At 51.3% G+C, this 12,047-nt stretch carries 12 protein-coding genes; 2 read left to right on the top strand and 10 right to left on the bottom strand.

What is annotated here, in order from left to right; genetic code table 11:
* Positions 1-26 precede the first annotated feature (26 nt).
* Together CZ379_RS03865 and bcp are read right to left on the bottom strand one after the other, a co-directional pair.
* On the bottom strand, positions 27-1,412 hold the full coding sequence (locus CZ379_RS03865) for a polysaccharide deacetylase family protein (RefSeq protein ID WP_234404797.1): 1,386 nt from the start codon (positions 1,410-1,412) through the stop codon (positions 27-29).
* A 93-nt stretch (positions 1,413-1,505) separates the two neighbouring features.
* A complete protein-coding gene (bcp, locus tag CZ379_RS03860) occupies positions 1,506-1,991 on the bottom strand; it encodes a thioredoxin-dependent thiol peroxidase (protein ID WP_110930403.1) in 486 nt (161 codons plus the stop codon).
* A 132-nt stretch (positions 1,992-2,123) separates the two neighbouring features.
* On the opposite strand from bcp, the gene CZ379_RS03855 reads away from it, so the two are divergent.
* Positions 2,124-3,245: an LCP family protein gene (locus tag CZ379_RS03855; RefSeq protein WP_110930402.1), complete on the top strand. Its 1,122-nt coding sequence runs from the start codon at positions 2,124-2,126 to the stop codon at positions 3,243-3,245.
* A gap of 43 nt (positions 3,246-3,288) precedes the next feature.
* Entirely contained in the window at positions 3,289-4,602 is a 1,314-nt protein-coding gene (locus tag CZ379_RS03850; RefSeq protein ID WP_110930401.1) for a glutamate-1-semialdehyde 2,1-aminomutase, read from the top strand.
* Positions 4,603-4,710: 108 nt separating this feature from the next.
* Here CZ379_RS03850 and CZ379_RS03845 read toward each other — a convergent pair whose 3' ends face one another.
* From CZ379_RS03845 to CZ379_RS03810, 8 genes are all read right to left on the bottom strand, one after another.
* Positions 4,711-6,012, bottom strand: a complete 1,302-nt coding sequence (locus tag CZ379_RS03845; protein ID WP_110930400.1) for an SGNH/GDSL hydrolase family protein — start codon at positions 6,010-6,012, stop codon at positions 4,711-4,713.
* 88 nt (positions 6,013-6,100) lie between these two features.
* Entirely contained in the window at positions 6,101-6,352 is a 252-nt protein-coding gene (locus CZ379_RS03840; RefSeq protein WP_110930399.1) for a hypothetical protein, read from the bottom strand.
* Positions 6,353-6,412: 60 nt separating this feature from the next.
* Entirely contained in the window at positions 6,413-7,264 is an 852-nt protein-coding gene (locus CZ379_RS03835; RefSeq protein WP_110930398.1) for an inositol monophosphatase family protein, read from the bottom strand.
* Positions 7,265-7,474: 210 nt separating this feature from the next.
* Complete coding sequence (gene fabI, locus CZ379_RS03830) at positions 7,475-8,245, bottom strand: enoyl-ACP reductase FabI (RefSeq protein ID WP_110930397.1); 771 nt, start codon at positions 8,243-8,245, stop codon at positions 7,475-7,477.
* 120 nt (positions 8,246-8,365) lie between these two features.
* A complete protein-coding gene (gene uvsE, locus CZ379_RS03825; protein ID WP_110930396.1) occupies positions 8,366-9,367 on the bottom strand; it encodes a UV DNA damage repair endonuclease UvsE in 1,002 nt (333 codons plus the stop codon).
* The gene (locus tag CZ379_RS03820) at positions 9,364-9,687 is read right to left on the bottom strand and encodes a hypothetical protein (protein WP_110930395.1); all 324 of its coding nucleotides are present in this window, start codon (positions 9,685-9,687) and stop codon (positions 9,364-9,366) included. The genes uvsE and CZ379_RS03820 overlap by 4 nt, the downstream gene beginning before the upstream one ends.
* A gap of 81 nt (positions 9,688-9,768) precedes the next feature.
* Entirely contained in the window at positions 9,769-10,866 is a 1,098-nt protein-coding gene (locus tag CZ379_RS03815; RefSeq protein WP_110930394.1) for a D-alanine--D-alanine ligase, read from the bottom strand.
* A 62-nt stretch (positions 10,867-10,928) separates the two neighbouring features.
* Positions 10,929-11,960 (bottom strand): amidase domain-containing protein, encoded by a 1,032-nt coding sequence (locus CZ379_RS03810; RefSeq protein ID WP_110930393.1) that lies wholly within the window; start codon positions 11,958-11,960, stop codon positions 10,929-10,931.
* Between the last annotated feature and the right edge of the window lie 87 nt (positions 11,961-12,047).

The following is a 12,047-nucleotide window of genomic DNA, read 5'->3' as shown; positions in this document are numbered from 1 at the left end:
CGGGAGATTCTGCCGCCAATCATCATTCATGACGCTCGTACCCTGCGTTCTTCCGGATTGGAGGTTACCGTCAAAATGTCATGTCCCGCCACCTCAAGCAGCGTACGCAAGGGCAGCCACATCAATCCACTCTTCCTGTCAATATCAACAGCATATTCTACTGGAGCCTCCCCCGGCGCTTCCACGGCTAACGTTTTGCTCGCCGAATGAATAGTAATCCTGGCATCTCTCCAGGAGATAACCGCGGTTTGATCCTTATCATTCCAACGAACCTCTGCTCCCAGCCGCTCCATGACCGTCCGAAGCGGAACCTGGTATTGTCCGTTCCTTAGCTCGTATTCACCTGCTGCAAGCCTTGTTTCTACTCCCCCGGCCTCGATATAGAGCGGTGCATCGGGGCCAAACAGCACGGCGTTAGGAACGATATGAGCCTGAACCCATGCGCTTGAGGGTAGTGGACGCTTACTGCTTTTCATCTTGGGGGAGACGGTAAATTGAACGGGAGTGTCCTCTGGAGTAATTGCGCGAAATTCATATCCCAGCGATTTATAATATTCAATAATTTTAGGCAGAGCCTTAACAGTCTCCTCATGACCGCCGCCGTCGTGCATTAATACGTTCATGGAGCTCCCCTGCTTGGCCGAGGTCACGTTCTCCACAATTTCAGAGGCTGGCACCCCTTTTCGTTTAGAGTCCCCGCTGTCCAAATTCCAATCGAATACTTTATAGCCACCTTGCTCCAGAAGCTTGAAATAGTTTGCATCGAAATGGCCGTACGTGCCGCCAGGAGCTCTGACAAGCGGAGTACGCGTTCCCGTAATGCCTCTGAGCACTTCCTCCGTCTCCTTGATTTGAGACCAGAACATACCAAAGCTGCTGTACAGCTCATCATATTTATGATTGTATGTATGGTTGCCGATCGCATGTCCTGCCTCGTCAATCCGATGGACGATCTCCGGGTAACGCTTGGCCTGCTCACCGAGCAGAAAGAACGTAGCCGGCACATCAGCGTTTTTCAATATGTCCAATACGTCGTCAGTCCATTTGCTAGGTCCGTCGTCAAAAGTAAGGTACACTACCTTTTTTGCTGATTTGTTTGCTTCTTCAGGCTTAGATTCGAAACTGGATTTAGAGGATGATTCCGGCTTGACCGTTCTGATTGGCGCCGCAGCTAGTGATGAGATTTTTGATGCAGCTGGTGAGGTTATATTTACGGAGGATTCTAAAAAAACGGATGATACAGCATGTGATGCCATGGAGGCAGCCGCTGCACTCTTAGAAGACTGAGCGGCAGCCTCAGGCATAATTGTCTGGCTTTCGGAATACGGGATCATCGTAACGATAAGAACGATAGCCACTATAACGGTAACCATACGAAACAACAGTAGTCCTGCGAGCCTTTTTTTACTCATATTCAATCTACCTCCGCCGATTATATCAATTGATTAGGTTTCTGGTAGATTATATGAACGCACTATAAAAAAAAGACTATACGGCACATATCCTTATTTGGAGCTCGTATGCTCCTGCAAAGCCTCCAACACCTTATCGACATGTCCAGCCACTCTGACGCCTCGCCACTCTTGCAGCAGTCTGCCAGCCTCGTCGATCAGGAACGTGGAGCGCACGATTCCTTCATATTCACGGCCATACATTTTCTTGAGCTGCCATACGCCGAACAGGCGGCTGACCTGATGATCCTCATCCGCAAGCAGCGGAAAAGACAGCCCGTGCTTGGCTTTGAATTTATCATGCGATTTCACTGAATCTCCGCTAACGCCGAGCACGACGGCTCCCTGCTCCATCAGCACTTCGCTCTGATCCCGAAAATCGCAGGCCTGCTTCGTGCAAGCCGGTGTCATATCTCTCGGATAGAAATATATTATGACCTTGCGGCCGCGATATTGGCTCAATACGATTTCTTCTCCCCCGTCCGCGGGCAGCCGAAAATCGGGAACAAGCTGACCTACCTGTACTTGAACATCAACCATGTTTTTAAATCCCCTTTCTGCATTCACAAATACGAAAATTGATTGTACCTACAAAAGAAATTATAATGGATGGGTATGTGAAACATCCAATACAACGGTTCTCATCGTTATCCACCGAAAGGAACGAACATTATGACGAAACGCACAAAACGGACGATCATCTGGTCCATCACTGGGGTTCTGGTCGCCATTGCCGCCGTCGCGGCTTATTATTTTATCGCCATTTACAATCAAGTTGATAAATTCCAGAAGAAAGGCGAGGAATCGCCCTTCTACAATGTTCAGCCGGTTGAGACCAAGAAGGAAGCCGAGCCCCCGAAATGGGAGGGCACCGAGCGGGTCAATATCCTGCTGATGGGCGTGGACGCCCGCGGACTCAAGAAGGGGGAAATCCCCAGATCCGACACGATGATGGTCGCCTCCGTTGATCCCGTAGAGAAGAAGGCCTATCTGTTCTCTATTATGCGTGATACTTATATTAAAATACCAGGCCACGGCTCGGATCGCATCAATGCGGCCATTACCTACGGCCCCAACAAGGCAATGGAAACGGTCTCCGAGCTGCTTGGCATCCCGATTCAATATTACGTCTATACCGACTTTCAGGGCTTTATCGAGCTTGTCGACGCCATCGGGGGCGTTGACTTCTATGTAGAGAAGGATATGCGCTACACCAGTAAGGCGGATAACCATGAATACGATATTAATTTGAAAAAAGGACAGCAGCACCTCGACGGCAATTCTGCACTGCAATATGTTCGTTTTCGGCATGATGCCCTGTCCGACTATACGCGAACTGAGCGCCAGCGTAATTTCCTCAAGGCTGTTGCCGAGAAAATGATATCGACGACATCGATCATGAAGCTCCCGTCGATTTTGGAGAAAGTGAATCCTTATATCGATACGAACTTAACGATCAATGACATGTGGAAGCTGGCTACCGTTGCCTATGATAGCAAGATGTCTGGCAGCGAGCAAATTCCTCCGATGAAGCTGCTTGTAGAGAAAAATATCGGAGGCTCCGAGGTGCTTGGCGTCCGCGATGATGATGAATTGAAGCAATTTGTGCAGGATGTGCTCACCTCGCCGGAGGAGCCGGGGGATGCAACCGATGGGAGTAGCGATCCGGCGGAATCCGTAGACGCAAGCAACGAGACGAGCGCTGGAGAAGCTACAAGCACAGGCTCCGGAACGAGCAAGAACACCGGCTCCAGTTCCGGGTCTCCCCCTGCTACGGAGGCGTACCGGAATTAATCATTAAATCGCTAAACACCACTCGAAAGGAAGATGTACCCTCATGAACCGGATTCAATCAGAACATTTATACGAAGAAGCTCTCAAGCATATTGTTGGCGGCGTCAACAGCCCCTCCCGCTCTTTCAAAGCGGTTGGGGGCGGGGCGCCCGTTTTTATGAACAAAGCGGCGGGCTCCCATTTCTGGGACGTGGACGGCAACCGTTATGTCGATTATTTGGGAGCTTACGGTCCCATTATAACAGGACATGCGCATCCGCACGTCACCCGCGCCATTCAAGAAGCGGCCGCGAACGGCACCCTGTATGGCACGCCAACCGAGCTGGAAATCACGCTGGCAAAAATGCTGAAGAGCGCGATTCCCTCCATGGACAAAGTCCGTTTTGTCAATTCCGGGACGGAAGCGATCATGACGACCATTCGCGTAGCCCGCGCCTATACGAAGCGCAATAAAATCATTAAATTTGCCGGCTGCTACCACGGCCATTCCGACCTCGTGCTGGTTGCCGCGGGTTCAGGGCCCTCCACGCTGGGCATTCCGGACAGCGCCGGCATCCCGACCAGCATCGCCCATGAGGTGATCACCGTGCCGTTTAATGACGCTGAAGCGCTTCAGGCTGCCCTGAACAAATGGGGCGACGATGTAGCCGCGGTAATGGTCGAGCCGATTGTCGGCAACTTCGGCATGGTCATGCCGAAGGAGGGCTTCCTCGAAGATCTCTGCAGACTTGCCCGGCAATATGGCGCGCTCGTCATCTATGACGAGGTCATCACCGCCTTCCGCCTCCATTACGGATCAGCCCAAACCTTCAATGGTTTGGCCAATCATGAAGCGATCCGTCCGGATTTGACCGCGCTAGGCAAAATCATCGGCGGCGGGCTGCCGATCGGCGCTTACGGCGGCAGCAAGGAAGTGATGGAGCAGGTCGCTCCGCTCGGTCCGACATATCAGGCCGGAACGATGGCTGGTAACCCGGCCTCTATCTCCGCAGGCATCGCCTGCCTGGAAGTACTGCAGGAGGATGGCGTCTATCCGGAAATGGAGCGCCTGGCCGTCAAGCTAACGAACGGACTGGCGGATTCCGCACAGCGCTGCGGGGTTCCGTTAACCATCAATCGCATTGCCGGAGCATTCTCGACGCATTTCTGCGATCATCCAGTGACGAACTATGATGAAGCGCAGGATACCGACAGCGACATGTTCGCGGCCTTCTTCCGGGCTATGCTGAATCGAGGCGTCAACCTGGCTCCTTCCAAATATGAGGCCTGGTTTCTAACTACGGCCCATACGGACGAAGATATTGATTTCACCCTTGAAGCGGCGGAAGCCTCCTTCCGGGAAATCAGCGGCCGTTAGGGCATCATTCTTTCTATAGCAGATATATATAGCGTGCACAAAGGGCGGCCCCCGCATAATGATCAGCGAGGGCCGCCCTTCTCTATCTATAATGGCTAAAGCTAAGAACTATAAATTAATGAATACCGTTTTGCTCTTCTCTATATACTGCACATCCAGACCCAGCCCGTGAGCAAGCAGGGCCAGCGGAACATAGGTTTTGGATTCTTGCCCGACCTTGTTCAGAAAAGCCGGACTGTTCGTGGGGATCTCTTCACCATTAGCAATAATTTTACTGGAGCCGATGGGAATGCTCACCTTCCGTCCATTGTAGGTTACAAAAGCCGTGCTGTTGCGGCTGTCCCATGAGGATGAAGCTCCAATAGCCTCTGTAATATCCTTTAGTGCCAGAAAGGTCTGACCTTGGCGAAGCACCGGGGCATAGGGAGATTGCACCCTCTTGCCTTTCACGACAACTTGAACCGGAACGCCTTCCTGCAAAGCCTCATTCTCCTGATAGGCTCCCCATACCTCTTCGGCAACGACCTTGGCGATCATCTCGTACCCAGCCTGGTTCGGGTGGATGTCTCCCCTGGGAAAAATATGCGTCAACGCGATTTCCCGGCCCTTAAATACCTGGGCCACATGCACAGCTTTGACGTGCTTGCCCTGCCTAGCATATTCGCCGGCAAGCCCTTCAACCGCTGTCGTAAATGTATCTGCCGCGCTCTGCAAGTAGCTGTACGCCGAGCCGATGATGATTTTTGGCACCGGCTGGTATTGATCCATCAATATGATTTCCGCATGAGGGTTCATCGCCGTTAAATCATCGATAATCTCCCGCACGTTCAGCGTATAAGCATTCATCAACTCCCGGCCTTTCGCCTCGATCTCGACCGAGCTATAGTTCTCTATCTCCGAGATCAGACTGTACAGGTCGTTGCCGCCGATCGTAATGGTAATCAAATCTGCCTGCTCCAGAGCAGCCCGAGCATCGACTATCCCTGCCGCAAAGGCGGAGATGCGCGGATCAGGCAAGCCTCGCTGGATCGTTTCGGGCTTTACCGCTACTCCTTCTTGAATGGCAGAGACGTAATTTTTCAGCCCGCTGCTGGTCAGCCCGAGAATTCCGTAATTGTATACTTTAGTCCGGCCATGATACAAGCCTTGCTCTCTAAGTCGTTCAACATAGCCATAGGGAACACTGCTCTCATTCATGCCTGGCTCATACCCCGCGCTAATCGAATCACCTAGAGCCACAATGCGGTATGCCTTCTCCTCCATCTGAATCGAGATAGCGTGTTCGAGAGCATTTCCCTCCGAAATGGATCGAGAGGCGGCAATCAAGTAATTTACCGGGAAACACAGCAGCACTGCTACCGCGAGCAAAGCGGCTGTTAAACATCGAATACTCCATCTATGTGAGAACAATTTACCATTTCACTCCCCAATATGCCCAGCCCATGTAAGGTTCTATCAGAATCCACACAGGTGCTTTTAGGGCAATTAAGGCCCCGAATTACTCAGGGCCCTTGTCGCCACGCACTGTTTTCTTCAAATACTCATCATACCGTCCATCGATTTCTTTAGCCATGCTGCGATATTTCAGCGTTTCCTCCACGATCGGATCCAACTCTGTCTGAATACGGATTTCATACTTATGCGGAAGGCTTCTTCGCGTTTCCTCCAGCCGCTCCCTCTCACTCTTCTCCTCGACTTCGCTTAGCAATTCGCTTAGCTCCTTCTCCAACTTCTCGCGATCTTCACTCATCCTGATACACTCCTTCATCCTGAAAATACGTTAAGGAATTACAGAATAGAAAATCATGTGCTAGATGCCCGTGGCGTCCGCCGCTGCGAGAGATTGAAGCAGCTCATCGTGAATTTTTCCGTTGGTTGCCACTAGATGGCGAACGCCGAGATCATAAGGATTCCCCGCCGTATCCGTTACGATTCCTCCAGATTCTTTCACAAGCAGGGCACCCGCCGCCACATCCCAAGCATTCAACCCTACTTCATAATACCCGCTCAAGCGGCCTGCTGCCACATAAGCAAGATGCAGCGCGGCGGAGCCTCCCGCTCTAATACTGCGCGTCTCCAGAGCCAGCGCATTGATGCCTTTCATATTCGCCGGCAATGCGAACTCGCGGTCCGGATTAAATCCGACGGCCAGCACGCTGCTCGATAAATCCGCATCCTCCGAGACTAGAGTCGGATTGCCGTGCACATAGGCCCCTTTTCCCTTCTCGGCTACGAACAATTCGTCCCGAATCGGATCATAAATTACGCCCACGACCACCTCGCCACGATAAGCCAAAGCGATCGATACGCAGAAGAATGGAAAGCTATGGACGAAATTCGTTGTACCATCCACCGGATCAACGATCCATAAGTACTCTGAAGATCTCGCCTTGGCTAAAGCTGCTTCCGAAGCAGCCGCGCCTGGCGGCACCCCTTCTTCCCCTAGAATATCGTGATCCGGGAAATGAGTAAGTATCAGCTTGCGGATCATGAGCTCCGCACCTTTATCTACATCCGTCACCAAATCCTGTGGCGATAGCTTCGTATCTAATTGCTTGAACATGCCAAGCCTGCTCTTAATCCACTCACCCGCTTTGGAGGCGGAGTTGATCGCTACAGCTGTCGGACTTTTACTGCCCACCACGTTGTCGTTTGGTTCCACTAGATTTCACTCTACTTTCTATCTTAATCTTGTAATTCTTTGCCTTTTAAAACTATACGTCCTGAGTACTGTAAAGTTGCATCCATTACCCCAGTTAGAGCTATATTCGGGCAGCTTGACCAAATATGCCTTCCCTTATGGAAAAAGCCCGTGACCAGCGCAGGTACGGTACCTGCTCCGGAAACGAACTTTCTTCAACATGAAGTGACATTATGCACCGACGATATTGTAACCGCCATCCACAAAGATAACCTCTCCGGTTATGCCGCGGGAGAGATGACTGATCAGGAACATCGCAGTGTCGCCCACTTCTGCCGTTTCAGTCGTTCTCCGCAAAGGAGCCTTCTCTTCGACTTGCTTCAGAATCGAGTTGAAGTCGCTAATGCCTTTCGCTGCAAGCGTGCGGATCGGCCCCGCTGAAATCGCATTGACGCGGATGTTCTTCGGCCCGAGATCATTCGCCAAATAGCGAACGGAGGCTTCCAGTGCAGCCTTGGCAACGCCCATGACGTTGTAATTGCGCATAACACGCTCAGATCCCATGTACGTCATTGTCATAATGCTGCCGCCTTCTGTCATCAGAGGAGCTAGTCGTTTCGACACAGCCACCAGCGAGTAAGCGCTAATGTCATGCGCCAGCGCGAAGCCTTCCCGGGATGTATCCGCGAATTCTCCGGCCAAGTCCTCCGCTTTCGCAAATGCGATGCTGTGCACCACGCCATGCAGTACGCCGAACTCACTCTTCAGTGCATCAGCCAGCTTGTCGATATCTTCATCAACCGTCACATTACAAGGAAGAATCAGCGAATTTGGTATCGTTTCGGCCAGTTTGCGTACCCGGCCTTCCACCCGCTCATTTTCGTATGTAAAGGCCAATCGTGCCCCCTGCTCCGCCAAGCTTTGAGCGATGGCCCAGGCGATACTGCGATCATTAGCCACACCCATTACGATAATATTTTTTCCTGCGAGTAAATCTCCCATAATAGAACATACCTCCAACGAAACGCTAATTTTGGTGTAACTTCAACAACATCAGGTTCAAATCATCTAGTTCAGATTATTTTTGTTCAACTTACCTTATTTCGGCGTTATTTTCAAGTTTTAAGGCATGATTTGCACGCTTGCCTCATTCAGAATTTTAACGCCATCGCCTTCATACTTGCGCAAATCTTCCATGAGCGCAAATAATGCGCCGTCCTTAAGCTTCGCCTCCAGCATTACATCCAGCCGCTTTGTCATAGGAGCGATGGCTCTGAGGAAGCCAAGCAGCGGCAGGGCGCTGACGTGATCAGCGTGTCCTCTTGGATCACTCGCGCTTTTGGGACTGGAAGCGTGAATTTTTGGCGGCAATGGATCGGTGCCCAAGGAACCGGACTGAGCATACGTCGATTGCCATGTACGCATTATGCGCGGCCATAGATCGCCGGGCTGCTCTCCCTCATTGTTCACCCATTGATGGTGAATATCAAGCACCATCGGAATGCCCAGGGCTTCGCACAGCTCCAGCGTCTCGGGAGCATTAAACGTCTTGTCGTCATTCTCGAACATGAGCCTTTGCTTGATGCTGTCCGAAAGCGCGGAGACGTTCTCCCGAAACCGCGTAGCGGCTGATGGCTTGTCTCCGTAGGCCCCGCCTACATGAATATTATTCTTCGTTCGTCCATTCAACCCCATGGCATCCAGCATCGCCACATGATGCCGAAGATCGCGAATCGAGTTCTGCAGAACCTCAGCACGGGGCGTGCTTAGCACCGTGAAATGATCCGGGTGAAACGAAACGCGCATATCATGTTTTTTCACGAAGTTGCCGATAGCCTGAAATTGCTCTATAAGCGCTTCGTAGGGATTCCAGCCTGCCAGAGCCTCATGCGTTGCTAAGGGCAGCAGCTTGGAGGAGAAACGAAATACTTTGATATCATTCGCTTCGTTATGCCGAAGGAGCCGCAGTGTGTTGTGCAAATTATCAGCCGCAATGAATTCAAGGCGGCGTACGGCAGCCTCCCGGTCGCTTAGACTGCTGAATGTCTTGTAAGTCATTGTCTTGGATGGCGATGCATTCTTAACGACCGTCGACATAGCTACGTAACCGAAGCGAACAATCAAACGGTCTCCACATCCCCAAAGAACATTTCATGCGCGAGCGCCGTCTGCACAGCCGCCTCCTGCTCCGTCAACTGGCGCACCAGCTGGAGCTCAACGGAAGTAACCTCTTCCCCGTTAAAATTAATCTCGGATACGCATGCCGTTATTTTGACGATAGCTACGGCCTTGTTATCCGGAGAATAGGCGATCACCTTCTGCCCCGTCGGATATACGCGCAGCCCTTCCTTCAGCATTTTGCCGCGCCCATATTCCAGCAGCTCGTAAAGCTCTTGCTCCTTCTTGAATTTACATACTGAATTGAACTCGGTTTGAAAGCCCATAATTGATCTTCCTTTCGCTCATAATTCCCGTCCCGCCTTGCGGGCTGTAAGATATCCTAATTATTTCATATATTATAATTATTATTGAACGCCATTCTCAAAATTCAGGTTCTGCTTGGCCTCATACCGCTCCAAAGCCAGATTAATCAACCGATCCAGCAGCGATTCATAAGAGACTCCCGTCTCTCGCCAAAGCAGCGGGTACATGCTGTAAGGCGTAAACCCGGGCATCGTGTTCACTTCGTTGATCCATATCGTCTGATCCGATTTCTTCACGAAAAAGTCCGCTCGGCACAGCCCGCTGCCAGAAATCGCTTTAAATGCCCTGACCGCCAAATCCCGAATCTCTTCCGCAAGCTCCGTATCCAGCTCTGCCGGAATTAGCATTTGCGATTTGCCATCCAAATATTTGGCCTGATAGTCATAATATTCGCTTGAAGATACGACTTCTCCCGGAACCGATGCCATAGGCTCATCATTTCCAAGCACCCCGACCTCAATCTCGCGGGCATCCACGAATTCCTCCACGATCACTTTCGTATCATAGCGAAGCGCCGTACTTATGGAAGTCAGCAATTCCTCACGCGATCTAGCTTTGGATATACCGACGCTGGAGCCTAAATTGGCCGGTTTTACGAAGCAGGGATAGTCCAGCTTCTCTTCAATATGCTGAATGATTGCATGTCTGCCCCGGCTCCATTCGGATGCCGTAAAATAACAATATTCACATTGCGAAAGCCCCGCCTCTGCAAAAAGCTTCTTCATGGCTACTTTGTCCATTCCAGCCGCCGAAGCCAATACACCTGCGCCTACATACGGTAGGTCTGCCATTTCAAATAAGCCCTGGATCGTGCCGTCTTCGCCATATGTGCCATGCAGCAATGGAAATACGACATCTATAGTGCCAGCACCTGTGGCTAGCTTCTCGAACAACAAATTGACGGCAGTTGACGTGTCCTTTGCCCCATTCTCCAGCTTCAGTTCTTCCAAAGCCCCAAATGGAGCGGAGAGCTTGCTTCCAACCCGCCATTCTCCGCGCTTCGTAATATAAAAAGGCAGTATCTCGTATTTATCGTAGTTAAATGCCTGTGAAACCGCCAGGGCCGTTTGCAGAGATACTTCGTGTTCTCCTGATTTACCGCCGTATATAAGTCCAACGGTGAGTTTGTCTTGTCCCATGAGTAACCTCTTTCTTTGATCGTCATAATGTTCGCGGTTCGCGTTTTCTGGATGAATCATCTTCAAAAATAATCCGCAATCCGAAAAAAACGGTATACGGTGCTCTCGCTCCAGGCGTATGAATCCCGATAATCCCAGTAACGATGCTTGCTTGGAGTCGTATGGGCATTCACCAGCGGCATGCCGCCCGCATCGAACGCGGTCACAATCGTGCTGTGCTGGTAATTTCCGTCCCCGTCCCAATCATAAATGATGACATCTCCCAACTGAAGCTGTTCGGGTCGATCCACAGCTTCTGCTTGGAGTCCTGAGCTGCTGTAGGTCAATAAGCGTTCCAGGGCATTGGCGACAGACCAGCTGTAGCTCCATGCCTCGCGCCCCTTGACATATCCTTTATACCACCAGCCTGATTCTCTTTTTCCAGTATAGTTTATTGGGGCTCCTCCTGCAAAGAGACTCTGGGATATATAATTCGTACAATCCACCTCAAATGCGGCAAATTCCGGGTTATATCCATCCCACCAGCGATCCGCATACAATACGGCATCCTCGCGTCGATAGGGAGCAGTTCGCGAGCTTCGGGTACCGAGCAGCTGTTTGTTAAGATAGGGGCCTGGCTGCGTCCCAGAGCTGCCCCCCTCCCCGCTGGCAGCCTCCGCAGGCAGCTTAAACGGAGCATGGCGCTCATTTAAGGGCTGCTCGATCCGCGTAATAATCCACCCGTTGTCCTCCCGCTCAAGCGTCAGACGCTGCCTATCGATAATTTCCTCCTGGTGTCGAGCGCCCCCTTTTTCATAAGATGTCTTGCGGGCTAACTGCAGCTCCACCTCCATTTGGCCGGCGCGATTCTCGATTTCTCGCAGCAGTCTGGCTCGTGTCTCACAACGAAGCGGGGTCGCGCAGCGTTCTTTATACCATTCCTCAAGCCTGCGCTTTCGCTCACCGCTGCGCAGCAAATATTCCAAGTCAGCCACGATGGCTTCGGTGTGCGCATGACGTGGACGATAGTCAACCTCATCCTGATTGTGCTGATTTACATATAGGGATAACGTTCTTCTCCATTCATCACTCACTTTGAAATCCCTCCTCATCATTCCCATTTATATGAAGAAACAGGAACGAGTATGTGCCGGAAAAAAAGCGCTGGATCAGCGTCATATGCTGCAAAGAACAGGCGATCT

It is taken from the genome of Paenibacillus bouchesdurhonensis, from assembly GCF_900155685.1.
In the GTDB taxonomy this organism is placed as follows: Bacteria; Bacillota; Bacilli; order Paenibacillales; family Paenibacillaceae; genus Fontibacillus; species Fontibacillus bouchesdurhonensis.
Note: the sequence above shows the minus strand (reverse complement) of the source record. Positions and strands in the feature narration are given on the sequence as shown.